Origin of the sequence: Neoaquamicrobium sediminum (assembly GCF_013240295.1) — a bacterium.
GTDB classification, from domain to species: Bacteria; Pseudomonadota; Alphaproteobacteria; order Rhizobiales; family Rhizobiaceae; genus Aerobium; species Aerobium sediminum.
Genome location: NZ_JABETK010000002.1, coordinates 1,160,785 through 1,186,533, shown reverse-complemented (window position 1 = coordinate 1,186,533; position 25,749 = coordinate 1,160,785). Strand labels below are relative to the sequence as shown.

General features: G+C 63.9%; 24 protein-coding genes, 1 tRNA gene and 1 pseudogene. 17 read left to right on the top strand and 9 right to left on the bottom strand.

Annotated elements, in window-relative coordinates; genetic code table 11:
• Positions 1–103: 103 nt before the first annotated feature.
• Together HK436_RS17720 and gpt are read right to left on the bottom strand one after the other, a co-directional pair.
• On the bottom strand, positions 104–598 hold the full coding sequence (locus tag HK436_RS17720) for an NUDIX hydrolase (protein WP_173191887.1): 495 nt from the start codon (positions 596–598) through the stop codon (positions 104–106).
• 158 nt (positions 599–756) lie between these two features.
• The gene (gene gpt / locus HK436_RS17715; protein WP_173191885.1) at positions 757–1,254 is read right to left on the bottom strand and encodes a xanthine phosphoribosyltransferase; all 498 of its coding nucleotides are present in this window, start codon (positions 1,252–1,254) and stop codon (positions 757–759) included.
• Between the two features lie 168 nt (positions 1,255–1,422).
• On the opposite strand from gpt, the gene HK436_RS17710 reads away from it, so the two are divergent.
• On the top strand, positions 1,423–2,064 hold the full coding sequence (locus HK436_RS17710) for a LysE family translocator (protein WP_244649027.1): 642 nt from the start codon (positions 1,423–1,425) through the stop codon (positions 2,062–2,064).
• Positions 2,065–2,227: 163 nt separating this feature from the next.
• Here the strand turns inward: HK436_RS17710 and HK436_RS17705 are convergent, their stop codons facing one another.
• A complete protein-coding gene (locus HK436_RS17705) occupies positions 2,228–3,067 on the bottom strand; it encodes a universal stress protein (RefSeq protein WP_173191881.1) in 840 nt (279 codons plus the stop codon).
• Positions 3,068–3,309: 242 nt separating this feature from the next.
• Between HK436_RS17705 and HK436_RS33060 the strand changes: the two genes are divergently transcribed.
• A complete protein-coding gene (locus tag HK436_RS33060) occupies positions 3,310–3,567 on the top strand; it encodes a hypothetical protein (RefSeq protein WP_312860698.1) in 258 nt (85 codons plus the stop codon).
• Positions 3,513–4,370: a phosphatidylglycerol lysyltransferase domain-containing protein gene (locus tag HK436_RS17700; protein WP_312860685.1), complete on the top strand. Its 858-nt coding sequence runs from the start codon at positions 3,513–3,515 to the stop codon at positions 4,368–4,370. Before HK436_RS33060 ends, HK436_RS17700 begins: the two co-directional genes overlap by 55 nt.
• Positions 4,371–4,377: 7 nt before the next feature.
• On the opposite strand, the gene HK436_RS17695 is transcribed toward HK436_RS17700, so the two are convergent.
• The gene (locus tag HK436_RS17695; RefSeq protein ID WP_173191878.1) at positions 4,378–5,121 is read right to left on the bottom strand and encodes a competence/damage-inducible protein A; all 744 of its coding nucleotides are present in this window, start codon (positions 5,119–5,121) and stop codon (positions 4,378–4,380) included.
• Positions 5,122–5,251: 130 nt separating this feature from the next.
• Here HK436_RS17695 and HK436_RS17690 point away from each other — a divergent pair, with 130 nt between their 5' ends.
• Positions 5,252–6,217 (top strand): alpha/beta fold hydrolase, encoded by a 966-nt coding sequence (locus HK436_RS17690; RefSeq protein ID WP_173191876.1) that lies wholly within the window; start codon positions 5,252–5,254, stop codon positions 6,215–6,217.
• Positions 6,218–6,238: 21 nt separating this feature from the next.
• Here HK436_RS17690 and HK436_RS17685 read toward each other — a convergent pair whose 3' ends face one another.
• A complete protein-coding gene (locus HK436_RS17685; RefSeq protein ID WP_280515719.1) occupies positions 6,239–7,732 on the bottom strand; it encodes a PAS domain-containing protein in 1,494 nt (497 codons plus the stop codon).
• 274 nt (positions 7,733–8,006) lie between these two features.
• On the opposite strand from HK436_RS17685, the gene HK436_RS17680 reads away from it, so the two are divergent.
• The 5 genes from HK436_RS17680 to ade all read left to right on the top strand — a co-directional run bounded on the left by HK436_RS17680 (position 8,007) and on the right by ade (position 13,533).
• Positions 8,007–8,091: transfer RNA gene (locus HK436_RS17680), tRNA-Leu, on the top strand.
• Between the two features lie 167 nt (positions 8,092–8,258).
• Positions 8,259–9,221, top strand: coding sequence for a DctP family TRAP transporter solute-binding subunit (locus tag HK436_RS17675; protein ID WP_280515789.1), 963 nt, complete (start codon positions 8,259–8,261; stop codon positions 9,219–9,221).
• A 98-nt stretch (positions 9,222–9,319) separates the two neighbouring features.
• Positions 9,320–10,015 carry a TRAP transporter small permease gene (locus HK436_RS17670; RefSeq protein WP_173191874.1) on the top strand — a complete coding sequence of 232 codons (696 nt, stop codon included), beginning with the start codon at positions 9,320–9,322 and terminating at the stop codon, positions 10,013–10,015.
• 10 nt (positions 10,016–10,025) lie between these two features.
• Positions 10,026–11,645, top strand: coding sequence for a TRAP transporter large permease (locus HK436_RS17665; protein ID WP_173191872.1), 1,620 nt, complete (start codon positions 10,026–10,028; stop codon positions 11,643–11,645).
• A 70-nt stretch (positions 11,646–11,715) separates the two neighbouring features.
• Positions 11,716–13,533 carry an adenine deaminase gene (ade, locus tag HK436_RS17660; protein ID WP_173191870.1) on the top strand — a complete coding sequence of 606 codons (1,818 nt, stop codon included), beginning with the start codon at positions 11,716–11,718 and terminating at the stop codon, positions 13,531–13,533.
• A gap of 9 nt (positions 13,534–13,542) precedes the next feature.
• On the opposite strand, the gene HK436_RS17655 is transcribed toward ade, so the two are convergent.
• Complete coding sequence (locus tag HK436_RS17655) at positions 13,543–14,712, bottom strand: alpha/beta hydrolase (RefSeq protein ID WP_312860627.1); 1,170 nt, start codon at positions 14,710–14,712, stop codon at positions 13,543–13,545.
• A 79-nt stretch (positions 14,713–14,791) separates the two neighbouring features.
• Positions 14,792–16,293: pseudogene (locus HK436_RS17650) on the bottom strand (TrkH family potassium uptake protein).
• 46 nt (positions 16,294–16,339) lie between these two features.
• Here HK436_RS17650 and ilvA point away from each other — a divergent pair.
• From ilvA to HK436_RS17620, 6 genes are all read left to right on the top strand, one after another.
• Positions 16,340–17,596 (top strand): threonine ammonia-lyase IlvA, encoded by a 1,257-nt coding sequence (gene ilvA / locus HK436_RS17645; protein WP_173191868.1) that lies wholly within the window; start codon positions 16,340–16,342, stop codon positions 17,594–17,596.
• Positions 17,593–18,132 (top strand): DUF1697 domain-containing protein, encoded by a 540-nt coding sequence (locus HK436_RS17640; RefSeq protein ID WP_173191866.1) that lies wholly within the window; start codon positions 17,593–17,595, stop codon positions 18,130–18,132. The genes ilvA and HK436_RS17640 overlap by 4 nt, the downstream gene beginning before the upstream one ends.
• A gap of 67 nt (positions 18,133–18,199) precedes the next feature.
• Entirely contained in the window at positions 18,200–18,445 is a 246-nt protein-coding gene (locus HK436_RS17635) for a type II toxin-antitoxin system ParD family antitoxin (protein ID WP_173191864.1), read from the top strand.
• On the top strand, positions 18,446–18,766 hold the full coding sequence (locus HK436_RS17630) for a type II toxin-antitoxin system RelE/ParE family toxin (protein WP_173191862.1): 321 nt from the start codon (positions 18,446–18,448) through the stop codon (positions 18,764–18,766).
• A 321-nt stretch (positions 18,767–19,087) separates the two neighbouring features.
• The gene (locus HK436_RS17625; RefSeq protein ID WP_173191860.1) at positions 19,088–20,662 is read left to right on the top strand and encodes a DEAD/DEAH box helicase; all 1,575 of its coding nucleotides are present in this window, start codon (positions 19,088–19,090) and stop codon (positions 20,660–20,662) included.
• Positions 20,590–21,801 carry an MFS transporter gene (locus HK436_RS17620; RefSeq protein ID WP_173191858.1) on the top strand — a complete coding sequence of 404 codons (1,212 nt, stop codon included), beginning with the start codon at positions 20,590–20,592 and terminating at the stop codon, positions 21,799–21,801. Before HK436_RS17625 ends, HK436_RS17620 begins: the two co-directional genes overlap by 73 nt.
• Here the strand turns inward: HK436_RS17620 and HK436_RS17615 are convergent.
• Positions 21,791–22,765, bottom strand: coding sequence for an alpha/beta hydrolase (locus HK436_RS17615; protein WP_173193581.1), 975 nt, complete (start codon positions 22,763–22,765; stop codon positions 21,791–21,793). The two genes, HK436_RS17620 and HK436_RS17615, sit on opposite strands and share 11 nt — an antisense overlap.
• A gap of 16 nt (positions 22,766–22,781) precedes the next feature.
• Complete coding sequence (locus HK436_RS17610) at positions 22,782–23,660, bottom strand: SDR family NAD(P)-dependent oxidoreductase (protein WP_312860626.1); 879 nt, start codon at positions 23,658–23,660, stop codon at positions 22,782–22,784.
• Positions 23,661–23,776: 116 nt separating this feature from the next.
• On the opposite strand from HK436_RS17610, the gene HK436_RS17605 reads away from it, so the two are divergent.
• Together HK436_RS17605 and HK436_RS17600 are read left to right on the top strand one after the other, a co-directional pair.
• On the top strand, positions 23,777–24,811 hold the full coding sequence (locus tag HK436_RS17605; protein ID WP_173191856.1) for a cysteine synthase A: 1,035 nt from the start codon (positions 23,777–23,779) through the stop codon (positions 24,809–24,811).
• A 188-nt stretch (positions 24,812–24,999) separates the two neighbouring features.
• Complete coding sequence (locus HK436_RS17600) at positions 25,000–25,743, top strand: alanyl-tRNA editing protein (RefSeq protein WP_173193579.1); 744 nt, start codon at positions 25,000–25,002, stop codon at positions 25,741–25,743.
• Positions 25,744–25,749 lie beyond the last annotated feature (6 nt).

Here is a 25,749-nt window from a genome sequence, read left to right as displayed (position 1 = left end):
TCCCAAGGCTCGGCCATGGCCGCCTGCCGACGGTCATTTGCGTTCCCCGATCGCTTAGGCAACGATGTGGTGCATCACAAGCGCCGTATCGCGCGATGCGCCGTCAGGCGGCAGATTTTCGTGGATTAACGCCGAAATCCGCAATCAGTTCGCCCAGATCCTTTTCCTGAACGAGTCTCGCGGCATCCTGTGGCCGGAACCAGCGGCGAGTGCGCTTCTTGCGCTCCGGCCATTTGTCGGCCACCTGATCGACTTCCAGCGGGAAGACGTGCACCTCGCAGCGCCATTCCATGCCGGACGGCAGCATCTTGCCGTAATAGAAGCGGCCGACCTCATGGCGAGAGATAGCGCCGGAAACGCCTGCCTCCTCGGCGGCTTCGCGCGCGGCTGCTTCCTGAGGTTCCTCGCGCTTTTCCGGCCAGCCCTTGGGCAGGACCCACCGGCCGGTGCCGCGGCTCGTAACCAGCATGACCTCGAAACGGCCATCCTCGGTCCGGCGCCATGGCAGGGCCGCCACCTGCACACGACACGGCATGCCGCCGAAGAAGCGGCGAATGCTCTCCGTCAACTGCTTGCGTGTGCCGTGGCTGATGATCATTGACCGAAACCCCGGGAGATCGTTTGCCGTCTCAAAAAGTTTGCCTGCAATTATATAGAAGAAAAGGAGAAAATATGAAGGTTGGATAAAAATGCAGCTTCACGCCGCCGAAATAGGGCGGCGCGGCAAGTTTCGCACAAGCTTCGAACAGGTTTCGTTCAGGCGCGAGGGTTCTCGGCGATCGGCTTCTGGTAGGTGAAGCCCATATCCCACGGGAAATAGATCCACGTATCCTGCGAGACCTCGGTGACGAAGGTGTCGATCATCGGCCGGCCCTTGGGCTTGGCGTAGATTGCGGCGAAATGCGCCTTTGGCATCATCGCACGCACGATCGCAGCGGTCTTGCCGGTATCCGTCAGATCGTCGACGATGAGGACGCCCGCGCCCTCGTTTTCCAGCAGAGAAGGGGTGATCTCCTTGAGGACCCTCAGTTCGCCCTGCTCGGTGTAGTCATGATATGAGGCGATGCAGACCGTCTCGATCAGGCGAACGCCGAGCTCGCGCGAAATCACCGCCGCCGGCACCAGGCCGCCCCTTGTGATGCACACGATAGCCTTCCAATCGCCATTGATGCCGGCCAGCCGCCAGGCAAGCGCGCGCGCGTCGCGGTGAAACTGGTCCCAGGAAACGGGAAAGGCCTTTTCGGGAAGGGACATGAACGCACTCCGGCTCGCGTGGAATGCACCCGGGATTAGCCGGAAAGCCGCGCCCTTGGCAAGCGATCTCTGGCTTCGACAACAGACGCAAAAGCGTAATTGACAGCGCCTTTGAATGTGGGGCTTGCTGCGTGCCTGATCTTTGAGGGACCCGCCATGGAAATCGTAATGCCTGGGGCCGCCAATCTCGGCCTGTTCTTCACTGCCGCACTGGTGCTGCTGATCGTACCGGGGCCGGCAGTGCTGTTCATCTTCGCGCGCTCGGTCGAGCAGGGACGGATGGCCGGCATCGTCTCGATCCTCGGCATACACACAGCGACACTTGTGCATGTGTTTGCCGCGACGATCGGCCTGTCGGCAATCCTGGCCTCGTCGGCGCTCGCCTTCAGCATCGTCAAATATGCCGGTGCGGCCTATCTGATCTGGATCGGCCTGCGCAAGATTTTCGGACGCGCGGAGACCGTCAGCACGGAGAACGGCACGCTTCCCAAGCGCGACAACCTGCGGCTCTTCCGGGAAGGGTTCATCGTCAACCTGCTCAACCCCAAGACGGCGCTGTTCTTCCTCGCCTTCCTGCCGCAATTCGTCGAGGTGGAACGCGGCCATGTCGGCATGCAGATTGCCGTGCTCGGCCTGCTGTTCACGCTGATCGGCATGGTGACCGACGGCTGCTACGCGCTCGCCGCAGGGTCTATCGGCAACTGGCTCAAGCAGAGCCCGGGCTATCTGAAGGCCGAGCGCTACGTCAGCGGTGTCGTCTTCATCGGGCTCGGGGTGACGGCTGCGTTTGCGGGCAACCAGAAGAAGTAGAACCGGAGCAGCGGGCGCTTCGACAGGCGGGGCCCGCTGCTCAGCCTGCTGCAATTGCCCTAGCGCGTGTCGCGTCCAAACGGACTCATGCGACGCGCTTCAGGTTTTTGTTTTTGTGCATGTCTTGATCCCGAAACCGGTACCCACTTTCGGGAGACATGCCCTAGCGGGACATCAGCGTGGCGACGGGCATGGACTCAAGCAACGTGCGGGTCGCTCCGCCGAAAAAGAATTCCTTCAGCCAGGACTGGCTGTAGGCGCCCATCACCAGCAGTTCCGCGCCTGTCTCGGCGATGCGGTTCTCGATCGCCTCGCCGGCGCCGACACCGCCCGACGCCTGGCTGGCGAAGGTGACGTTGGCGCCGTGGCGCGCAAGGGCCGCAGCGATGTCGACGCCGGCCATGGCGCCATCCTGCTGTGCAGAATCCGTTGCGTCGAGTAAGAGGATTTCAGTCTCATCGGCCTGCTTAATGAAGGGCAGGGCGTCGAAGGTTGCGCGGGCGGCCTGCTGGGTGCCGTTCCAGGCGACCAGCACCTTCTTGAAATTTGAGTTCACGGAGACTGCATAGGGCACGAACAGGACCGGGCGGCCGCTCTCGAACAGCAGGGTCTCGACATTGGCGTGCGAACCGGAATTACCGTCCGGGTCGGCCTGCTGCACGATGATGATGTCGCTGGCGCGCGCGGCAACGAGCGCGCTCACCGCACTGTCGCCCGACACGTTCTCCATCGCCTGCCACTCGAACGAAACGCCTTCGCGGCCGGCGCGGGTGTCGAACAGCGTCTTGATTTCTTCGCTGCGCTGCTGGTTCTGCTCTGCGCTGGCTGCGATGAAATCGGTATCCGGAAAACCCATAGGCGTGACGTAAGGAACCGGAATCGCCTCCGCATGGACGCCGATCAGGTGCGCGGAGAAGCGGTCGGCAAGCGGGAGCGCGCAATCGAGCACGCGGCCGGCATCGGCCTTGGATTGCAGCACGGCGAGGATGGTCTTGTAGGTCATGTCGGCCTCCGAAGCGTTGTGGCGGGCAGGCGGCTGCACCGTCATGGAGACAATCTGCGCCGCAGGTTCCGGTTCCGCCTTGCGCGGGATCAAACCGCAGGAGACTCCGCGTCGCAACTTTCCCCTGGAGAATAGTCCTCCAGCCGCTTCGGCGAAAGGGGCGACACTTGCATGCCAGACGATGTTGTGGCGACATGATCCCACTCGTGCGTGGGACGGGCGCGCGAGCAGGGGAACGGCAGATGAGGAGCCTTCGCCTCGCGTTCGACGCGATGATGGACGCGCGGGCCGCGCCGCTCGAAGCGGCTGGCCCCGACAAGGCTGCGCGCCTCGCGCTGGTGCAGCGCCATGGCGATTTCTCGCAGGCCTATTCGACGGCGGTGCAGGAGGGTCTGCGCCATTTCGGCGACGGGCACGGCTATATCGCCTATGGCGCCAAGATGGGATCGCGGATCGCGCTCGGCGACCCCGTGGCCGGCACGACCACTGGCCCGAGCTAATAGACCGCTTCATCGAGCAGGCTGGCCGGCCGTGTTTCGCGGAGATTTCCCACGAGACCGCGGCCATCCTGGCCGCCAGGGGCTATCGCGTCGCGCGAATCGGTTTCGACACGGCGCTCGATCTCGACTGGTACGATTTTTCGGGACCGAAGAAGGAAAAGGCGCGCTACGCGGCGCACTGGTTGAGGCGGAACGGCTACAGCATCGTCGAAGAACACGAGTTGCCCGGAGCGGCCGACTTGCCCGGAGCGGCCGACGCCGTCGCGGCCCTGTCGGCGCAGTGGCGCTGCAGCCGCATCGTGCACCGGCGAGAAATGGCGTTCATGAACCGGCCGTTTCCGGCGACGCCGGATCCGCTGATGCGCCGCTTCGTGCTGCTGTCGCCGGAGGGCGCGCCGGTGTCGTTGCTCTATTTCGACCCGGTGTTCAGCGGCGGCAAGGTCATCGGCTATGTGGCCGTGTTCAAGCGGCGGCTGCCGGGGGTGACCCCGCATGCGGAAATCGGCATCACGAAGCACGCGGTGGAGATATTTAAGCGGGAGGGGCGCAAGGTGGTGCTGCTGAGCCTGGCGCCGTTTGCCGACCCGCGCCCGAGTGGCTTTCCCGAGAGTGCTGCGTTCCGCTGGGCGATGGGGCAGCTATACCGGTCAGCGGCGGTGAACCGGCGGGTGTTCAACGTGCAGGGGCATGCGGAGCAGCGGCGCCGGCTCTACGGGCGGACGATTCCGCGTTATTTCGCATGGGGATGCGGCTCGCCCTTCCTGCACCTCGTGAGCCTGCTGCGGCTGTGCAAGGCGATCTGAAGCACGGTCAGGCCTTTGCGGGGCCTAGCGCCTCGACCATGGCGCGTACCTCGGCGGCCGCGGCATCGAGCGCTTCCTGGGTTCGCGCGCGCACGACGAGCTCGGTCCAGAACGCACCATCGAGATATTTGGGGTATGAGCCGATGATCGTCTCCGGATGCGCCTTCTGGATCTCGCCCAGCGGGCCGCCGATGACGCCTTCGCCGAACGGGCAGTGGATAGCCGCCGACAACAATTTCTGTCCGGTCTTCAGCGTCGGCACGACATTGTCGAGCATGGACTGGAAGATCGCAGGCACGCCGGCCATCACATGGACGTTGCCCATACGGAAACCCGGCGCCAGCGACACGGGATTGTCGATGTGGTCGGCCCCGCGCGGCATGCGTGCCATGCGCATGCGGGCTTCGGTGAACTCGATGCCGCGCGTGGCGTAGTGAGCTTCGAGCATGGCGTAGGCGCGGTCGTCATATTCGCAAGGGACGCCAAAGGCCTTCGACACGGAATCGGCGGTGATGTCGTCGTGGGTGGGGCCGATGCCGCCGGTGGTGAATACGTAGGTGTAGCGGGCACGCAGCGCGTTGACGGCGGCGACGATTTCGTCTTCCTCGTCCGCGACGATGCGCACCTCCTTCAGGTCGATGCCGATGGCGCTCATGACGTCCGCCAGATGGCCGATATTGCGGTCCTTGGTGCGACCGGAGAGGATTTCGTCGCCGATGACGATCATCGCGGCGGTTATGATTTCGGCCATGGAGCATTCCTTCACAGACTGGCGGCAGGCATAGCGCCGCGCGCGCCGTGCGGCAATCCCGATTGCCATCGGGGTGACCGGGGTTAGACTGGGTGCGCCAGTTCACAGTCCCCGAGAGTGCTCTTTTCCCATGTTCTCAGCCATCGCCGGCATCGTCGTCGCCATCCTTGCAGCCGTCGTCATGGTCGCTGCCTATTTCTTCTGGATCACGCGTCGCCTCGCGCGCAATGCGGAACGTGCCGTGCCCGCCAACGGATCGTTCGTCACGGTCGACGGCAACCGCATCCATTATGTCGAGAGCGGCGAGGGAAGGCCGATCCTGATGATCCACGGCCTTGGCGGCACGCTGCACCACCTGCGGCGGCCGCTGATGGAAGAGTTCGGCGAAGGCTACCGGCTGATCGCCATTGACAGGCCGGGTTCGGGCTATTCGACACGTGGGGAGGGGCTGGACGGCAGGCTTGCAGAGCAGGCCCGCCAGACGGTGCGCTTCATAGAGACGCTGGGGCTGGAGAAACCGCTGCTCGTCGGGCATTCGCTCGGCGGCGCCATCGCGCTTGCCGTGGCGCTCGACTATCCGGACACGATTTCCGGGCTCGCGCTCATCGCGCCGCTGACGCATTACGAGGAAGAGCCGCCGGAGGAGTTCAGGGCTCTGGCGATCACATCGCCGCTGCGCCGGCGCATCATAGCAAACACCGTGGCGCTGCCACTGGCCGTCAAGAACGCCCCGAAGACGCTGGAGTTCGTGTTCGGGCCACAGCAGCCGCCGGAAGACTACGCGATTGCCGGCGGCGCGATGGTCGGGCTGCGGCCGGGGCACTTCTATGCGACTTCCACGGACCTCGTGGCAGTTCATCACGACCTGCCACGCCAGCAGACGCGCTATGGCGAACTCGCCTTGCCGGTCGGCATCCTGTTCGGCACCGAGGACAGGGTGCTCAACTACGAGCGGCAGGGGCTGGCGATGCAGGGCAAGGTCGCTGGGCTCGACCTGGAGATCGTAAACGGCATCGGCCATATGCCCCAATATGCGATCACCGCGCAGGTGGTCGCCTTCATCCGGCGCATCGCCGAACGTGCCTTCGCCAGCTGAAAGTCAAACCGGCTGCTGTGTCTAAGCGTCTTCGCCGACCGGCTCGTCCGCGTCATCCGGCAAGACGGCTTCGACTTCAAACAACAATCCCGACCTGCGGAAAGTCATCTGCGCCCGTCCACCGAGCGTCGTTGCCAGCACACCCTCAATGAGTTTCGACCCAAACCCTCTCGCTTCGGGCTCGCGAACCTCCGGGCCGCCCATCTCGCTCCAGAAGAATTTCAAGGTCCGGTGGCCGTTTCGTTCGATCTCCCAATGTATCGTGACCGAGCCGCCGGCGACTGAAAGCGCTCCATATTTGGAGGCATTGGTGGCCAGTTCATGCAGCGCGAGGGAAAAAGCGGAGACCGCCTGCTCGGTCAGAACGACGCGAGGACCACCGAAGCGGACGTCTGCTCCATTGAAGGGCTCCAGCGCCTCGGCGACGACGGTGCGCAGGTCGGCCGAACTCCAGCCTTCCTGCGTTAGTATGTCCTGCGCGGTGGAAAGGGCCTGGATGCGCCCGAATGCGATGGTCTTGGCTTCCTCCAGATCGTTGGCGGACCTTAGAGACTGGGCAAATACTGACTGGACCGTTGCCAGGGTGTTCTTGACGCGATGGTTCAGTTCGCGGGCGAGGAGCCTGCGATGCTCCTCGGCCTCCTTTCGCTCCGTTATATCCTGTGTGATGCCCGTCATGATGGGCGACGCGCCATCGCCAACCGACATCATCTGCCCCCTAGCTTCAATCCATCTGCGATCGCCATCGGGCGTACGGATACGGTATTCCACCCGCAGCTCAGTGCGGTTTTTCACCGCTTCTCTAATCGCGTCCTTCCACTGCTCGACATCCAGCGGATCGACCGCTTTCTCGAAATCGTCATAGGTAAACGGCTCATCAGTCTTGCGGCCGAAGTTTTCCTTGCAGCGAGAAGAGCTTACGAGCCGCTTTTCGTTGATATCGAGCGTCCAGGTGCCCATCTTGGCGGCATTCAAAATGAACCGTAGGCGGTCCTCCGATGCCGTCAGATCGAGAATGCGCTTCTCGATCTGATTTTCCAGCACTTCGTGCGACGAGTGCAACTCGGCGAGCCGATTGCGTTCCGGGCTGACATCGAACTGGCTCGCAAAGAAATATGTCAGCGCACCTTCTTCATCGAATACGGGCGAAATCAGCAGGCGATTCCAGAAGCTGCGCCCATCCTTTCGATAGTTGAGCAGATCTATCTCGATGGCTTCACGGCGGGCGATGGCGTTTCTGACCTTGGTGACATCGTCAAAATTGGTTCCGTCGCCCTGCAGAAAGCGGCAGTTTTTCCCCAAAATCTCTTCGCGTGTGTATCCCGTCAGGCGGGTGAAGGCGTCATTCGAAAAGACGATCGGATTGTCGGGCCGATGCGGGTCGGTGATCAACATCGGCATGCGGGTGGTGCGCACCGCCGCCGCGAACGGGTCCGTGGACGCCGCTACCTGATGCAACTCCTTCTCAATCCTGCCTTCTTCCCGACTGTTCATCACGTTCTCCGCCACGACCATGTCTACTCATTACGCAACAGGTGTGCCGGACACCATGCATTTTCGCACAGATTGGCTCACCGTAGCCGCCTGAGGCGTCATACGGCGAAGCCTCGACCATTCAACGCTTTCCACCGATCATCGGTTCAGCCCAGAGACATGTTTTTCCGGTTCCGCTTGCTGCATCGCGATTGGGAAGGGTGGGACCACACTCGGTGGGCCCGGCAAAACTCACACGCAATTTTACGCGGCTGCTGGTTGACTGACGCCGGCAAACCCAACAGAAGCAAGGCGTGCGGGCGTGGCGGAACTGGTAGACGCAAGGGACTTAAAATCCCTCGACTTCGGTCATCCGGGTTCGATCCCCGGCGCCCGCACCACTTCCGGGGAATTTCCCGCGGGCTGAGGGATTCGAACCGCCTTGATTGCGCATTGTGCCTTGCCGGGAAATCGGCAAGTATTGCCCGGCAACCATAAAAACACTCCGGGAGGTACCTGCATGAACATGCACTGGAAAATGTTCGCCGTCGCAACCGTAGCCGCCGGCATGTCGGCGTTTGGCGCGTCCGGCGCGCTGGCCAATTGCGACGACGGCGAAATGGTCATCAAATTCAGCCACGTGGTGGCAGAGAAGGGCCACCCCAAGGGCGAGGCGGCGGTGCTTTTCGCGCAGCGCGTGAATGAGGAGATGAACGGAACGGCCTGCATGGAGGTCTATCCGAACACGACGCTCTACGACGACGACAAGGTGATGGAAGCCTTGTTGCTCGGCGATGTGCAGATCGCCGCGCCGTCGCTGTCGAAGTTCGAGGCCTACACACTCAAGTACCGCGTCTTCGACCTGCCGTTCCTGTTCTCCAGCCTCGATGCGGTCAGCGGCTTCAACCAGTCCGATACGGGCAAGGGGCTGCTCACCGTCATGGAAGACGAAGGCTATACCGGCCTCGGCTACTGGCTCTCCGGCCTCAAGCAGTTTTCGGCCAACAAGCCGCTGCTGGTGCCCTCCGACGCCAACGGCCTGAAGTTCCGCATCCAGACGTCGGACGTCGCCGACGCGATGATCCAGGCAATCGGCGGATCGGCACAGAAGCTGGCCTTCAAGGAAGTCTATGGCGCGCTGCAGACCGGGGTCGTCGACGGTCAGGAAAACTCGTGGTGCAACATCTACACCCAGAAGTTCTTCGAGGTGCAGGACGGCATCACCGAGACCAACCACCAGGTGCTGGCCTATCTGCTTGTGACCTCGACCGAATGGCTGCAGGGGCTGGAGCCCGAAGTGCGCGACCAGTTCGTGAAGATTGCCGACGAGGTGACGCTGGCCGCCAACGCCGACGTGGCCAACAAGGAAGGCGCCTGCCGCCAGAACATCGTGGATGCTGGTGGTGAAATCCGCGAGCTAACGCCGGAACAGCGTGCAGAATGGGTTTCGACCATGAAGCCGGTGTGGGAGCAGTTCGAGGCCGACATCGGCAAGGACGTGATCGACGCGGCCGTGGCGTCCGGTTCCTGACAGAAATGACCATGGCGCGCCCGTCCGCGGGCGCGCCGACCATGGCCGGACGCAATATATAACGATAACCGCGCCGGCCCTTCAGAGGGGAGGATTACGTGGAGCTTCTGTGGCCGACGCTCGCGCTGCTGGCGCTGGTGGTCATCGTGTTCGCCGCCGAGCGGCGCTACCCAGAACTGGTGAGCAGGATCGAGGAGAACATCCTCGCCACGCTGCTTGCGATCATCACCTTCGTTTCCTTCACGCAGGTGATCGCGCGCTACGGTTTCAATACCGGCTGGAGCGGGGCGCTGGAGTTCACGCGCGTCATGTTCGCGTGGATGATCCTGTTCGGCATGAGCTACGGCATCAAGCACGGCGTGCATCTGGGCGTCGACGCATTCGTCAGGCTTTTGCCGTCAAACCTGTTCCGCCTGGCCGCGCTGTTTGCGGCGGTCTGCGTGTTCCTCTACGCCTTCGTGCTGCTTTATGCCGGGTGGCTGGCACTGCTGGGCGTCGACGTGTCGACCAACTGGCGGCAGACCGGCGCGATCGGCTACTGGACCTTCATGTTCGACAGAGGCACCGGCCTCGACGACCTGAAATATCCGCTCTGGATGCAGGAGACATTCGGCCTTCAGGACCGGGTGCAGCGCTGGATTGCCTACATCATGCTGCCGGCCGGACTGGCGCTGCTGGCGCTGCGCGCGGTGCAGGGCTTCGTGGCGATCCTGCGAGGGGAACGCGAGATGCTGATTGCCAGCCACGAGGCCGAGGACCTGGTTTCCGAAGCCCGCAAGACGGCCGTGGACTGAGGTATCAGGCATGGAATCCGCGATCCTCTTCATCCTCGTCCTGTTCCTGCTCTTCATCGGCGCGCCGGTGGCCGTCGCGCTCGGCCTGTCGTCGCTGATCATCATCACCTTCTTTTCCAACGACTCGGTCTCGTCGGTGGCGCTGCAGCTCTTCACCGCGTCGCAGAACTACACGCTGCTTGCGATCCCGTTCTTCATTCTGGCCTCTGCCTTCATGTCGACGGGCGGCGTGGCGCGGCGCATCATCCGCTTCGCGATCGCTAGCGTCGGGCACTTCCGTGGCGGTCTCGCGATGGCGTCTGTGCTTGCCTGCATGATGTTCGCAGCCCTGTCAGGTTCGTCACCGGCCACCGTCGTGGCGATCGGCACGATCGCCATCGCCGGCATGCGGCAGGTGGGCTACAGCAAGGAGTTTGCTGCCGGCATCATCGCAAATGCCGGCACGCTGGGCATCCTCATCCCGCCGTCGATCGTCATGGTGGTCTATTCGGCGGCGACCGACGTCTCCGTCGGCCGCATGTTCCTGGCCGGCGTGGTGCCCGGTCTGCTGGCCGGCCTGATGCTGATGGTGGCGATCTATGTGGTAGCGCGCTGGCGCAACCTGCCGGCGGAGCCGTGGAAGGGTTTTCACGAAATCCTCGAGGGCGGCAAGCAGGCCGGCTGGGGGCTGTTCCTGATCATCATCATCCTTGGCGGCATCTATGGCGGCGTCTTCACGCCGACGGAAGCCGCGTCGGTCGCGGCGGTCTACGCCTTCTTCGTGGCGCTGTTCGTCTATCGCGACATGGGCCCGATGAAGGGCATACGGTGGATCGCCGAAACCGACAGCGACGGCGCGCGCGTCGGGTTTTCGGGCACAGTCTACGGGCTTGCCTTTTTCTTCGTATGGATGATCCTGACCTTCTTCGCCACCGATGGCTGGGAGGGCGTCACGCTTTCGGGGCGGGCGCTTGTCGGCGCGGTTCTTTCGCTCGTGCTGGCAATCGCCTATGTCGTCTGGCGCGATCCGCAGTCCAATCCGGGCAACATTCCAGCCTATCTCGTGCGCGGCCTGCCGATCTGGGGCCGCAATCTCTCGCTGATGGCGCGCAACTTCCTGCCCGCCTTCTTCAATGACGAAACCCGCAAGGTGATGGTCGATGCGGCGCGCACGACGATCATGCTGATGTTCATCATCGTCAACGCGCTGCTGTTCGCCCATGTGCTGTCGTCGGAACGGATTCCGCAGACAATCACCGAGCTGATGCTTGGCGCGGGCTTCAACTGGTTCACCTTCCTGATCGCGGTGAACCTGCTGCTGCTGCTCGGCGGCCAGTTCATGGAGCCCTCGGGCCTGCTGCTCATCGTGGCGCCGGTGGTGTTTCCGATCGCCATGGAGCTCGGCGTCGATCCGGTGCATCTCGGCATCATCATGGTCGTGAACATGGAAATCGGGATGATCACGCCGCCGATCGGGCTCAACCTGTTCGTCACCTCCGGCATAACCGGCATGAGCCTGATCCAGGTGGTGCGGGCGGCGCTGCCGTTCGTGGCGGTGCTGTTCCTGTTCCTGATCATCATTACCTATGTGCCGATCATATCCACATGGCTGCCCTATACGCTGATGGGACCGGAGATCGTCACGCGGTAACAGCGACACGAAAGCGGCTGGCGGTTTGGCGCGAGACTTGGCACAGTCGGGCAAAAGGAGACACCACTCTATGCCCGCAGCCACGAAATCCGCCTTTGGCCGCCCCAAACCCTGGACCGAGGTCGCGCCGCATCTCGTCGACGTGGCGACCGGGCGCAAGCCCGCCGATCTGGTCGTCAGGAACGGGCGGTGGGTGAACGTGCACTCCGGCGAGGTGGTGCCGGGCACCGACGTAGCGATCGTGGAGGGACGTTTCGCCTATTGCGGGCCGGATGCCTCGCACGCGATCGGCGAGGGCACCAAGGTGGTGGATGCAGGCGGCCGCTATCTGGTGCCGGGCCTGTGCGACGCGCATATGCATGTCGAAAGCGGGATGGTGACGGTGACCGAGTTCTGCCGCGCCGTCATCCCGCACGGCACCACGTCGATGTTCATCGATCCGCACGAGATCGCCAATGTGCTCGGTCTCGAGGGCGTGCGGCTGATGCATGACGAGGCGCTGGCGATGCCGATCAATGTGGGCGTGCAGATGCCGTCCTGCGTGCCGTCCGCACCGGGGCTGGAGAACGCGGGCGCGCAACTGACCGCGGCAGACGTTGCCGAGGCGATGACGTGGGAGAATATCGTCGGGCTCGGCGAGGTGATGAATTTTCCCGGCGTCGCCAACAACGACCCGGTGATGGTGGCGGAAATTGCCGAGACGGTGAAGGCCGGCAAGACGGTTGGCGGCCATTATGCCTCGCGCGATCTCGGGCTTGCCTTCCACGGCTATGTCGCGGGCGGTCCGGAGGACGATCACGAGGGCACGGCCGTCGAGGATGCGGTTGCCCGCGTGCGGCAGGGCATGAAGGCGATGCTGCGGCTGGGGTCGGCATGGTACGACGTCGCCAGCCAGATCAAGGCGGTGACGGAGCTGGGGCTCGACCCGCGCAACTTCATCCTGTGCACCGACGACAGCCATTCCGGCACGCTGGTCCACGACGGGCACATGGACCGGGTGGTCCGCCACGCCATTGCGCAGGGGCTCAGCCCGGTGACCGCGATCCAGATGGCGACCATCAACACGGCCCAGCACTTCCGCCTGGAGCGCGAGCTGGGTTCGATCACGCCGGGCAGGCTCGCCGACTTCCTCATCGTCTCGAACCTGCCCGAACTGACGATCGACGAGGTTTACGGGCGCGGGGTGCGGCTTGCGCGCAACGGGCGGCTGGAAGCTGATATTCCGGCGTATGATTATCCGGCAAGCGCGAAGGGCACCGTGAAGCTCGGCAAGGCGCTGACGGCTGCCGATTTCGACATCGCAGCGCCCGCAGGCGCCAACGAGGTGCGGGCGCGGGTGATCGGCGTGATCGAGAACCAGGCGCCCACGCGGGCGCTGGAGGCGGAACTGGCTGTCGAGGACGGGCTGGTCGCGATGGACCGGCAGAACGACGTCTGCCAGATCGCGCTGGTCGAGCGGCATCGGGGCACGGGCGGCGTGGTCAACGGCTTCGTCTCCGGCTTCGGTTACGTCAAGGATTGCGCGATGGCGTCGACGGTGGCGCATGATTCCCACCACATGATCGTGGTTGGAACCAACAAGGCGGACATGGCGCAGGCGGCGAACCGGCTGGGCGAAGTCGGCGGCGGCGTGGTGCTGATCTCCGAAGGCAGGGAACTGGCGCTGGTTGAGATGCCGATTGCCGGGTTGATGTCCGCCGAGCGCGCCGAGGCCGTGGCGGAGAAGGCTGCAAAGCTGACGGCCGCAATGCGCGACATGGGCTGCTCGCTCAACAACGCCTACATGCAGCACTCGCTGCTGGCGCTGGTGGTGATCCCCGAACTCCGGATTTCCGATGTCGGCATCGTCGACGTGACGAAGTTCGAGACCGTGGACCTATTCCTCTAAAGGACTGCTCTAGCGCGCACCGCCGACGGCGACGTTGATGACCTCGAAGGGCGTGGTGATGATGATCTCGGCCGCCGAGCCGATCGTCTGGCCGAGACCCTGCGCGAGGGTTTCGAGGCGGCGCGTCACCTGATCGCCATTGCCGCCGAGGTTATCGTCCTCGTTGAGCCGCTGGCCGAGTAGCTGGATCAGAAGTGGATTGTCGGCAAAGCGGGCGTGATTGAGCCGATCACCGCTCTCGAGCGCCGACACGTCGATCACGGTCACGCCGAGGCTCGCGAGGTCCTCGTCCTTGTCGTAGTCGCCGACGCGGGGACGGCTGCCGGCAAGGATGGACGATACCAGCAATGCGCGATCGTCGCGCGACACCATGACCAGGAAAGGCCGGTCCAGCTTGCCGATACGCTGAAGCTGCGTCTTGAAGACGTCGACATCGATGTCGGGCGACGCGAGCACCACGTCGCCTAGGGCGCCGGCCACGGTCTGGTCATCGGCGATGGCGATCTGGCGCAGGGCTTCCATCGTGACCCAGTTGCCCATCGAATGGGCGATGATGTCGATGCGTTTCGCGCCGCTGGCGCGGAGCAGGCGCAGCGTCTTTTCCAGACCGTCGCGGGCGACGGTCGCGGAGTTGTTGTCGTAGATGTAGTCGACGGTGCGGCCGGTCGAGGCCCATGAGAACAGGACCGGCGTGCCGGCATAGCCGGAATCGTGGACGATCTGCGCGGCGCGATAGATCGAGCCGTCGAAGGCAGTGCGGTAGCCATGGATGAAGACCAGCGCGCGGCCGTCGGTGCGTGCCAGGTTCTCGCGCAGGGCATTGCCAAAATCCTGCTCCTTCGGGAACAAGGCGATCTCGCTGGCGGCGAAGTGTTTGGATGCATCGCGCCGCGCACCGTTTCGGGGCCCCTCCAGCCTGCCTGAAGTGTGGACGCGCGGTACCGTCACGTTAACGCGGGCAAAGCCCAGCTCGTCGCCGCGTCCGCCGCCATAGACCTCGGACGGATCGTCTGCCTTGGCGCGGGTCGTCGCGACCAGAATGTTGTGCGTTGCAACGATTGCGTCGGGTTCGGCCGCCAGCGCGTTCGTGAGGCTGCGCGATGGGCCGCCGGCGCAGCCCGACAGCGCCAGAACGAGGGCGGGAAACAACGCCATCAGTGTGCGCCGGAAAGCAGACACGGCAAACTCCAGTACCAACGTCCGTCTGCGGATAGCGGCTAAAGCCGCCCGCGTCCATCCGCAGTGGCAAAACTTCCGGTTACCGGCTCCAGAAAGCGGGGGTGAAGATCACCAGCACGGCCAGGATTTCCAGGCGGCCGAGCAGCATTGCGAGCGACAGCAGCCACTTGGCCGAATCCGGCACGTTGGCGAAGTTGCCAGACGGGCCAATCTGGTCACCGAGACCGGGGCCGACATTGGTCAGCGACGTCAACGCGCCCGTCAGGGCGGTCATCAGGTCCAGGCCGGTTGCGGCAAGCAGGATGGTCATGATCAGCCAGATGACGACGAAGGCCGAGATGAACAGCACGACCGCGCGCTGCACCGTGTCGTCCACCGGGCGATCGCCGTAGCGGACGCTGGCGACGCTGTTGGGATAGACGAAGCGGCGCAGACCGTTGACGAGGAGCTTGTAGAGAATGAGGAAACGGTATGCCTTGACGCCGCCGGAGGTCGAACCGGAACAGCCGCCCAGGAAGGTCGCGGCGAACGCGCAGCCAACCGCGAAGGGTCCCCACAGCGTATAGTCCTGACTGGCATAACCGGTAGTTGTGATGATTGACACGAAGTTGAAGGCGGCGTGGCTGAGCGCCACCGTGAACGGCATGCCGGTCGAAACGCGCAGATAGACCGCGACCGCCACGACGAAGGCGACGACGTAGCCAGCGAAGACGCGGATTTGCGGGTCGCGCAGCGCGTCGAGCCGGCCGGCGACCGCAAGCAGGATCAGGATCGAGAACGGCAGCGCGCCAATGAACATGAAAATGGTGCCGATCCAGAGGATCGCCAGATTGCCGGCATATTGGCCCATCGAGGCGTCATGGGTAGAAAATCCGCCGGTGGAGATGGTGGTCAGGGCGTGGTTGAGCGCGTTGAAGCTGCTCATCCCGGCGGCCGCGTAACACAGGCCGCAGATCAGCGTCAGCAGCGAGTAGATGGCGATCAGGCTCGTCGTGTAGGTAGAGAAGCGTTCGAACGGGCGGTCACCCATGTCCGACGATTCGATGCGGAAATAGGAGAAGCCGCCGACATTCAGGAACGGCAGCACGAACAGGCCGAGCGCGATCACGCCGAGGCCGCCCATCCATTGCAGGATGGAACGCCACAATAGGACGCCCGGCGGAAGGTCGTCGAGGCCGACCAGAACCGTGCCGCCGGTGGTCGTGATGCCCGAGACGGTTTCGAAGAAGGCGTCGGCGACGCTCAGGTCGGTCGAGGAGGCGAGCAGCGGGACCGCGCCAACAACGCAGGTGGTGAGCCACAGAAGGTTGACCAGCAGGAAGCCGAAACGCGACGAGATCGGCGGGGGCGACCTTGGGTGGCCAGCGCGAGGCCCAGCGAAAGCCCGCCGGTGAACAGCGCGGAGAAGGCGAAGGTGCGCCAGTCGTCATTGCCGAAATAAAGATCGACCGCCGCCGGAATCAGCATCGCGAGCGAAAGATAGATCGCAAAGACCGAAGCAATATGAAGCGCGGCACGTATGGAAGAGTAATGCACGGGGAAGAAGCCTCGACTCTGGGCGCGGCCGGAGAGTGGCGTCATCCGGCAGTTTGTGCAATAGGGCCCGCATAGCACACGGAGCCGCACCATGGCCGGATTTACACGCGATGTTGCCCGCGCGGCGGATGCGATGCGAGCGCTTTTCGATACGACGCCGCTTCAGGAGAACGATTACCTGTCGCGCAAGACGGGCGCGCGCGTGTTTCTCAAGCGCGAGGACCTGTCGCCGGTTCGCTCCTACAAGATCCGCGGGGCGTTCAACTTTTTCCACAAGGCGGTTGCTGCCGGCCTGTCTCCGGAAGCGTTCGTTTGCGCCTCTGCCGGCAACCATGCGCAAGGGTTCGCCTATGTGTGCCGGCATCTCGGCCGGCGCGGCGTCGTCTTCATGCCGGTGACCACGCCGCAGCAGAAGATCGACAAGACGCGCATGTTCGGCGGCGGCATGGTCGAGATACGGCTCATCGGCGACTTCTTCGACGAATGCTATCGCGCCGCGCTCGACTTTGCCGAGGCAAGCGGCGGGCTGATGGTGCCGCCGTTCGACCATCGCGACATCATCGAGGGGCAGGCGACCGTGGCGCACGAGATCGCTGCGCAGATGCCGGAGGGCATCGAGCCAGCCCTGATGGTGCTGCCGGTCGGTGGCGGCGGGCTCTCGGCCGGCGTGACGCGCTATTACGCGGAGCGCGGGGCCGCACCCCGCTTCGCTTTCGCCGAGCCGCTGGGCGCGCCCAGCCTGAAGCGGAGCCTTGCGGCCGGCCGCCGGGTGAAACTCGATACGGTGGACAATTTCGTCGATGGCGCGGCCGTAGCCGAGATCGGCAAGGAGAATTTCCGGCTGCTCAAGGGGTTCGACGAGGCGCAGGTGCGGCTTGTGCCCGAGAACCGGCTTTGCGCCACGATGGTCGAGATGCTCAATATCGAAGGCATCGTGCTGGAGCCGGCGGGCGCGCTCGCCATCGACGTGCTCAAGGATTTTCCGCGTAAGGAGCTCAAGGGCAGGGCGGTCGTGCTGGTCGTTTCCGGCGGGAATTTCGATTTCGAACGGCTGCCCGACGTCAAGGAGCGGGCGCTGCGCTTCGAGGGCTTGAAGAAGTACTTCATCTTCCGCTTTCCGCAGCGGCCGGGCGCGCTGCGCGATTTCCTGGAACTGCTCGGTCCCGACGACGACATCGCCCGCTTCGAATATCTGAAGAAGTCGGCCCGCAATTTCGGTTCGGTGCTGATCGGTATCGAAACGAAGGACGCGAAGAATTTCGACCTGTTGAGAAAGCGCTTCGCCGAAGGCGGCTGGGCTTTCCAGGACATCACCGAGAACGAAGTCCTGGCGGGGCTGATCATATGAGCGACACCGTCTACATCGTCCTTTTCCGCGGTGTCGGCGGCAAGACGCAGCTTCCGACGGCACCGTTGCGGGAGAAGCTGGCGGAGGCCGGCTTTCGCAATGTCGCGACCTACATCAACAGCGGCAACGCTCTGGTGAAAACGCGTAAGTCCCGTGCGACGGCGGCGAAGGAGATAGCCGCGATCTGCAAGCGCGAATTCGGATTCGAGAAGGACATCTATCTGATTTCGGCCGAAGAATGGGATGCGGTGATTGCAAACAACCCGTTTCCCGACGCTACGGAGACCCCGAAGTTCCTGCACGCGGCGTGGCTGACCGATGCGCCCGATCCCGCCAGACTGAAGGCACTGCAGGATATCGCGCAGGGCCGCGACCGTATCGAGGTTGTCGGTAACGTTGCCTATCTCCACACGCCGGCGGGTTTCGGCACCTCCAAGCTTGCCGAGCGGTTCGACAAGGGCATCGGCGTGCCGAACACGGCGCGCAACTGGAACACCGTGCTCAAGCTGGCAGAGCTTGCGGACAAATGCGCGTGAGCGACCTTGCCGTAGCTGCTACGAGATGCCATTTTATGCGCAATCCTTGTTATCGGATGGTGTGAGCATGAACGTTTCGATTGGTGACCGCTGGGAGGGCTTCGTGGCCGACATCGTCCGGCGCGGCCGCTACGGCTCGGCCAGCGAGGTAGTTCGCGAGGGTCTGCGCCTGGTCGAGGAACGTGAGGCCAGGCTAATCGCTCTCCGTACGATGCTTGATCGGTCGATCGAGGCGCACGGTGAGGTGAGCGAAGCTGACCTCGACGCCGCTCTTCAGGGCAAGGCCGAGGAACTGGAAGGCAAGATCGGCTGAATGCCGAAGCTTCGCTGGCTGCGTTCGGCGCAGGCGGACCTCATCGACATCCTCGAATTCGTTGCGCATCAAAGCGGCAGCGTCGCAGCCGGGTTGCGGCTGGTGGCCGACCTGCGCGGGAAGTGCGGCGAACTGGCAAGCCTGCCCGGTGTGATCGGGCGGCCGCGCGCCGAACTCAGAGCAGACATCCGCAGCTTTGCTCACAAGGGCCATGTCATCTTCTTTCGCTATGAAGGCGATACATTCGAGGTGGTGAACATCATTCACGGTCACCGCGATATCGATGCCTTGTTCTCCGGGGACGAGGCGGATTCCTCGTAGGGCTTGCTGCGCTGCACAAGAAATCGGTTGCTTTCGAGGGCGAACTGCCCCATATGCGGGCTACGAGGCGCATGGGCCGGATCTGCCGGCTTTCCTTGAATGGACTGGTTGCGTCTGATTTCTCCCTTTCCTGTCACCCGACATGGCGAGCGGCGAATGAGCCCCGCGGGCACGAAGCGCGCGGGCACGACAGCGCAGCCGCGCGGGGCCATGCCCCGCCGTCTTGTCGTTCCTTTACAGATTTGCTGCGGCAGGTTGCGCCCTGCCGCGATATTGCGCGGCCGCCGCCATGAGCTTCCGGCCGCCTGAAAGAAGAAGATTTTGACGAACGAAAACAACAACGCCGTGGAAACCAATGGCGGATTCGCTGCACTGGGCATTACCGGCGCGCTGCTGAAGTCGACCGAGAAGGCCGGTTTCACCGATCCGAAGCCGATCCAGGTGCAGGCGATCCCGGCGCAGCTCGAAGGCCGCGACATTCTCGGTATCGCGCAGACGGGCTCCGGCAAGACCGCCGCTTTCAGCCTGCCGATCCTGTCGAAGATCGTCGGGTTCGGCACCAAGCGGCTGCCGCGCACGTGCCGCGCCCTGATCCTCGCGCCGACGCGCGAGCTGGCGGTTCAGATCGAAGAGACGATCCGTACGCTGTCGAAGGGCCTGCATGTCTCGACCGCGCTGGTGCTGGGCGGCGTTTCGCGCTTCTCGCAGATCAAGCGCATGGCGCCGGGCATCGACATCCTCATCGCCACGCCGGGCCGGCTGACGGACCTTGTGCGCGAAGGCCAGATCAGCCTTGCCGAGACTCGCTTCCTGGTGCTCGACGAAGCCGACCGCATGCTCGACATGGGCTTCATCCACGACGTCAAGCGCATCGCCAAGGCGACGCATCGCGACCGCCAGACGGCGCTGTTCTCGGCAACCATGCCGCATGAAATCGAACAGCTTGCCGCCGGGCTTCTCAAGAATCCCGTGCGTGTCGAAGTGGCGCCGCAGGGCACCACCGCCGGCGAGATCACGCAGAGCCTCGTGATGGCGCGCACCAAGCAGAAGCGTAAGATTCTCTCCGACATGCTCGCCGATGAGACGATGAAGTCGGTACTGATCTTTGCCCGCACAAAGCATGGCGCGGACCGCGTGACCAAGGACCTCGAGCGCGACGGCTTTGAGGCCGCCGTGATCCACGGCAACAAGTCGCAGAACGCCCGCCAGAAGGCGTTGAACGGCTTCCGCGAGGGCAAGGTGCGCATTCTGGTCGCCACCGACATCGCCGCGCGCGGCATCGACGTGCCCGGCATAAGCCATGTCGTGAACTTCGACCTGCCTGACGAGGCCGAGAGCTACGTCCACCGCATCGGCCGTACAGGCCGCAACGGCGCCGACGGCATCGCGATCACGCTGTGCGATCCGACCGAAAGCTCGAAGCTGCGCCAGGTGGAGCGTATCATCCGCATGAAGCTGCCGGTGGCGGCCTCGCATCTCGACCAGCCGGATCCGGTTCGGCCGCGCGGTGAGCAGAACGCGCCGCGTCCGCAGGCGGCCAACGATGACCGGGACGCCGGCGAGACGGGCGAGCGCCGTCCGCGCAACGGACAGGGCAAGCCGAGAAAATTCGGCGGCAAGCCCGGCGGCAACAAGGCTTTTGCCGGCAAGCCGGGCGGCAAGAAGCCGTTCCGCGCAAAGCGCCGCAGCAATGGCGGACGCCGCCCGCGGAACGCGCGGCCTAAACAGCGCTCGGGCTGGCCCAATTGCGCGGGCCGGCCCGATACTCTAAGGCGTTTCCTGTCGGCCGTCCGGCCGTATCGAGAGAACACGGGAAACGCCTCATGGCCGGATTGGCTGCGCTCGCGATCGCCTACGTCCTTTCGCAATTCTACCGCTCCTTCCTCGCGGTCCTGACGCCGGCCCTGATAACGGAGCTGGGCGCGACGAAGGGCGACCTTTCGGTCGCGTCCGGTGCCTGGTTCGTGGCCTTCGCGCTGTCGCAGTTCGGCATCGGCGTCGCGCTCGACCGGTACGGGCCGAAGCGCACCGCAGCCACGCTGCTTGCGCTGGGCGGCGCCGGCGGCGCCCTGGTTTTTGCGGGCGCGACCCAACCCTGGATGGTCATCGTCGCGATGACGATGATCGGCATCGGCTGCGCGCCTGTGCTGATGGCCTCCGTCTTCATCTTCGCACGCACCTATTCGCCGGCACGGCTGGCGATCCTGGTTTCCTGGCTTGTCGGGTTCGGTTCGTTCGGCAACGTGATCGGCGCTTCGCCGCTGGCGGCCGCCGCCGACGCCTTCGGCTGGCGACCGGTCATGCTGGGGCTCGGCGCGGTGACGCTGGTGACCGCCGTAGCCGTACTGTTCTTCGTGCGCGATCCGGCGCGGCATGGCGACGGGACGGCTGACAACGGCTTTGCCGGTTATCTGGAACTCTTCAGCCTGAAAGTGCTGTGGCCGATCCTGCCGCTGGTGGCGCTGAATTATGCCGCTGCCGCCGGCATACGCGGCCTCTGGGCCGGGCCCTATCTTTCCGATGTCTACGGCCTCGATTCACTGGCTATAGGGCAGGTGACGCTGTTCATGGCGCTGGCGATGGTCGTCGGCAGCTTTGTCTATGGCCCGCTCGATACGCTGTTCGGCACCCGCAAATGGGTTGCCGTCGGCGGCAATGCGATCGGCCTCGTGGTGCTGGTGGTGATCGCTCTTTATCCGGTGACCGACGTCGTCACCACGACCGTGTTTCTCGTGCTGATCGGATTGACGGGCGGCAGTTATGGCCTGCTGATGGCGCACGGCCGCGCATTCCTGCCGCCGCACCTGACCGGGCGCGGCGTGACGATGCTCAACTTCTTCTCGATAGGCGGGGTGGGCATCATGCAGTTCGCGACCGGGGCCGTTGTTACCGCGAACACGGCCGCTGACGCGCCGGCGGCAGCCTATCAGTCGCTGTTCTGGTTCTACGCAGCCACGCTGGCGCTGTCGCTGGTCATCTATCTGGCCTGTCGCGACGCCAAGCCGGAAAAGGCGGCAGCGCAAGTCAGCGCCTGAGCTCTGAGATCCATTCGCTAATGCGCCCGGCGAAGAGCGTGGTCGTCGACGGCGAGATGGCGTCGCCCGCAATTATGTGGTTGGACGGATCGTCGGAACTCTCGACGATCATCGTTTCGTGCGGCTTGCCCCAGCGGGCCGCTATGTCTCGGGTCAGTTCGGGACGCACGACGGCATCGGCATCGGAGAAAATGAAGAGCGCCGGCGCGTGGGCCCGCTCGACCACCGACTGCCGCGCAAGTTTGGTCAGGGCGGCCATCGGCAGCGTCGCCGCGGTCGGATAGCGGGTGGTCCAGTATCGCGCGTGCTCTTCGTTGACGGGTTCGAAGCCGCGTTCGGGGCCGATCACCATTTCCGCGATCTGCCTGCCCCAGGGCATTGTCAGCAGCCATGCGCCTGGGGCCTGCACGCCGTAGTTGGGTGAAATCAGGACGTAGCCGGCGACATCGCGAGACAGTTCGGGCTGCGTCGCCGCCCAGGTGGCGAGTGCCGCGCCGGTGGAGGTCGCTATGACGACGACCCTGTCGCCGATTGCCCGCCCTATGGCCATCGCCTCGGCGTAATCGTTGATCCAGTCGTTCAGCGAGGCTTCCGCCATTGCAGGGCCGTCGCGGCCATGACCGGCAAGCCGTGTGTAAAAGACGTTCGCCCCGATCTCGGCGGCCACGCGGTCCGGCACCGGGCGCAGCTCAGCTTTGGATGCCGAAAAACCGTGGACGTAGACGATCGCCAGCGGCGTGCGGGCCTTCGATACGGGGTCGGCCCAGACGATTTCCTTCGCCAGTTCGGCGCGGAGATTGGGGACGTCTGCCTCCCGCGCGGCAAGCCAGGCGACGGGATCATCTCCGATCGCGGTTTCGTCGAATGTGATCGTCGTGTCGGTGGCAACGCGCGGGCCGGCCAGGAACAGCAGGATCAGCGCGACCAGCACGACGGCGACGATGAGCAAGATCATTCTCACAATCGCCTCCGCTCCCGTTTCAACGCTTGGATCTGGTGCCGAAACGTCTTCCGTCCCAACCCGTAATGCGACGCATGATGCGATAGCGCAGTGCCTCGGGCAAGAACCGCATGATCCGGGTCGGCCAGACCATGCGGCGCGGGAACGCGATCTCGAAGCCGCCCTTGCGCAAGCCGCGGAGAAGCCGCCGGGACGCATCCTCGACGGCGAGCAGCCCCGGCATCGTGAAACGGTTCTTCGCCGTGAGTGGCGTGTCGATAAAGCCCGGGTTGACGATCTGCAGGCGGATGTTGAGCTTGTCGAAATCGTAGCGAAGCGACTGCGCCAGACTGTGGAGCGCGGCCTTCGAGCTGCCATACGCACCGGCCGCCGGCAGGCCGAAATAGGAGGTGACGGAGCCGATGATGGCGATCTGGCCGCGGCCGCGGTCGCGCATCAGATCTGCCACCGGCACAAGCCCGTAGATGACGCCCAGCAGGTTTACCCCGTAGGTGGTCGTGAAATTGTAGGTTTCCAGCCGTTCGCCATGTGTGGCCGAATAGATGCCGGCATTTAGTACGGTGAGCACGATCGGCCCGAGTTCCTTTTCGATCGCCGCGACCGTGCGCTCCATGCCGCGTTCGTCGGTCACGTCGCAGAAATAGGGAACGATACGGCCGCGCGCACCTGCCGCTTCCTCGACAAGCGTCAGTAGGCGTTCCTCGTCACGCGCCATTGCGGCGACCACGAACCCTTCACGGGCGAGATCGAGCGCAAGCTGCCTGCCTAGACCGGTGCTGGCGCCGTTATCCAGGCGACGCCGTCCTTTGGGTCGGCTCTGTACAGCGTCATGAAGAAGTCCGAAGCTGGTTTCGCGGCAGGATGTGGTAACGACGCCGGCGCCCCTTGGAAAGGCCACCGGGCGACATTGGGTATCGGGATGCCGAAATAAGCAGGTTTGGCGCAAAATCCAACCTTGAAAGCAACCTTCCACGTTTCTAGGCTCGCGCAAAAGATGACGACAAGGAAAGTTTCATGACCAGTTCCGTGATCGATATCATCGGCAACACGCCGCTGATCCGGCTCAAGCGTGCCTCGGAAGAAACCGGTTGTGAGATTCTCGGCAAGGCCGAATTTCTCAACCCGGGACAGTCGATCAAGGACCGGGCCGGGCTGTTCATCATCCGGGATGCGGAGCGCAAGGGCCTGCTGCGGCCGGGCGGCGTTATCGTGGAAGGCACTGCCGGCAACACGGGTATCGGCCTGACCTTGGTGGCGAAGGCGCTCGGCTACCGCACCGTGATCGTCATCCCCGAGACGCAGAGCCAGGAGAAGAAGGACGCCCTGCGGCTGCTCGGCGCGGAACTGATCGAGGTGCCGGCCGTGCCCTACAAGAACCCGAACAACTATGTGAAGGTTTCCGGGCGGCTGGCCGAACAACTGGCGAAGACCGAGCCCAACGGCGCGATCTGGGCCAATCAATTCGACAACGTGGCCAACCGCGACGGGCATATCGAAACCACCGCGCAGGAAATCTGGCGGCAGACGGACGGAAAGATTGACGGTTTCGTTTCCGCTGTCGGCACCGGCGGCACGCTGGCCGGGGTGGCGGCAGGACTGCGCCAGAACAGCAACGCCGTGAAGGTCGCGCTGGCTGACCCGCTGGGCGCGGCGCTCTACAGCTATTACACGACGGGTGAGCTCAAATCGGAAGGCTCGTCCATAACCGAGGGCATAGGGCAGGGGCGCATCACCGCCAATCTCGAAGGGTTCGAGCCGGACTTTTCGTATCAGGTTCCGGACGAGGAGGCATTGCCCATCGTTTTCGACCTGGTGCAGGAAGAGGGGCTTTGCCTGGGCGGCTCGACCGGCATCAACATTGCCGGTGCAATCAGGCTCGCCCGGGATATGGGGCCGGGCCACACCATCGTAACCATGCTCTGCGACTACGGCATGCGCTATCAGTCGAAGCTGTTCAACCCGCAGTTCCTGCATGAAAAGAAGCTTCCGGTGCCGGGCTGGATGGAAACGACGCCGCAGATTTCGGTTCCATACGAAGACGTGGCCTAATCTTTTCGCGTTGCGCTCGTAGCCGCCGCGCCATCGGGGCGGTTGCAGTCTTGCTGTGCGTGGTGTTCTCTGTCGCCGCGAATCCGGGTCCCGTGTGACCCGGGTGCGGCCGAGAGAGGACACATGGATAGCGCGACATACCCGACCGGGTTCCCCACACGCAACGCGACGCCTGTGGAGCGGGCGTGATGGCGACGACTACGCAGGCTCTCTTCCGCGAAGACTCCTACCAGAAAACCATGGAAGCGCGTGTCGTGGGTATCAACGACAGGGGCGGCATCCTGCTCGACCGGACCGTATTCTATGCGACCTCGGGCGGGCAGCCGGGCGACACGGGTCTGCTACGCCGCGCGGACGGCTCGACCATCGCGATTGCCGCGACGATCACCGGCGAAACCAAGGACGAGATCATCCATGTGCCGGCTGCCGGCGCGGACTTGCCGGAGCCCGGTGAAACCCTGAGAGGCGAAATCGACTGGGAACGGCGGCTGAAGCTGATGCGGATGCATACGGCCTGCCATCTCCTGACCGTCGTCTGCCCGTTTCCGATCACCGGCGCCTCCGTGAGCGAGGACGACAGCCGCGTCGATTTCGACTTGCCCGATTCCAGCGTGACCAAGGAAGACGTGACCGCGCGGCTGATGGAACTGGTGCGGGCCGACCATCCTGTGTTCACGCGCTGGATCACCGATGAGGAACTTGCAGCCAATCCCTCGCTGGTGAAATCCAAGAACGTGCGACCGCCAACCGGCACGGGCCGCATCCGGCTGGTCGGCATCGGCGAGGGCGGCACGATCGACAGCCAGCCCTGCGGTGGCACCCATGTCGCCTCCACGGCGGAGGTGGGCGAAATCCATATCGGCAAGATCGAGAAGAAGGGGCGCGAGAACCGGCGGTTCCGCCTTCGCTTCGGTCCAATGCCGGCAAGCTGACGGAGA

What these genes read in the sequence shown, in the direction of transcription:
- HK436_RS17690 (WP_173191876.1), top strand. Translation starts at nt 5,252, where the DNA reads ATGTTCTCAGCCATCGCCGGCATCGTCGTCGCCATCCTTGCAGCCGTC.
- HK436_RS17605 (WP_173191856.1), top strand. Translation starts at nt 23,777, where the DNA reads ATGACCAGTTCCGTGATCGATATCATCGGCAACACGCCGCTGATCCGG.
- HK436_RS17635 (WP_173191864.1), top strand. Translation starts at nt 18,200, where the DNA reads ATGAACGTTTCGATTGGTGACCGCTGGGAGGGCTTCGTGGCCGACATC.
- HK436_RS17685 (WP_280515719.1), bottom strand. Translation starts at nt 7,732, where the DNA reads ATGGTCGTGGCGGAGAACGTGATGAACAGTCGGGAAGAAGGCAGGATT.
- HK436_RS33060 (WP_312860698.1), top strand. Translation starts at nt 3,310, where the DNA reads ATGAGGAGCCTTCGCCTCGCGTTCGACGCGATGATGGACGCGCGGGCC.
- HK436_RS17620 (WP_173191858.1), top strand. Translation starts at nt 20,590, where the DNA reads ATGGCCGGATTGGCTGCGCTCGCGATCGCCTACGTCCTTTCGCAATTC.
- HK436_RS17710 (WP_244649027.1), top strand. Translation starts at nt 1,423, where the DNA reads ATGCCTGGGGCCGCCAATCTCGGCCTGTTCTTCACTGCCGCACTGGTG.
- ade (WP_173191870.1), top strand. Translation starts at nt 11,716, where the DNA reads ATGCCCGCAGCCACGAAATCCGCCTTTGGCCGCCCCAAACCCTGGACC.
- ilvA (WP_173191868.1), top strand. Translation starts at nt 16,340, where the DNA reads ATGGCCGGATTTACACGCGATGTTGCCCGCGCGGCGGATGCGATGCGA.
- HK436_RS17630 (WP_173191862.1), top strand. Translation starts at nt 18,446, where the DNA reads ATGCCGAAGCTTCGCTGGCTGCGTTCGGCGCAGGCGGACCTCATCGAC.
- HK436_RS17705 (WP_173191881.1), bottom strand. Translation starts at nt 3,067, where the DNA reads ATGACCTACAAGACCATCCTCGCCGTGCTGCAATCCAAGGCCGATGCC.
- HK436_RS17640 (WP_173191866.1), top strand. Translation starts at nt 17,593, where the DNA reads ATGAGCGACACCGTCTACATCGTCCTTTTCCGCGGTGTCGGCGGCAAG.
- HK436_RS17600 (WP_173193579.1), top strand. Translation starts at nt 25,000, where the DNA reads ATGGCGACGACTACGCAGGCTCTCTTCCGCGAAGACTCCTACCAGAAA.
- HK436_RS17695 (WP_173191878.1), bottom strand. Translation starts at nt 5,121, where the DNA reads ATGGCCGAAATCATAACCGCCGCGATGATCGTCATCGGCGACGAAATC.
- HK436_RS17675 (WP_280515789.1), top strand. Translation starts at nt 8,259, where the DNA reads ATGTCGGCGTTTGGCGCGTCCGGCGCGCTGGCCAATTGCGACGACGGC.
- HK436_RS17665 (WP_173191872.1), top strand. Translation starts at nt 10,026, where the DNA reads ATGGAATCCGCGATCCTCTTCATCCTCGTCCTGTTCCTGCTCTTCATC.
- HK436_RS17720 (WP_173191887.1), bottom strand. Translation starts at nt 598, where the DNA reads ATGATCATCAGCCACGGCACACGCAAGCAGTTGACGGAGAGCATTCGC.
- gpt (WP_173191885.1), bottom strand. Translation starts at nt 1,254, where the DNA reads ATGTCCCTTCCCGAAAAGGCCTTTCCCGTTTCCTGGGACCAGTTTCAC.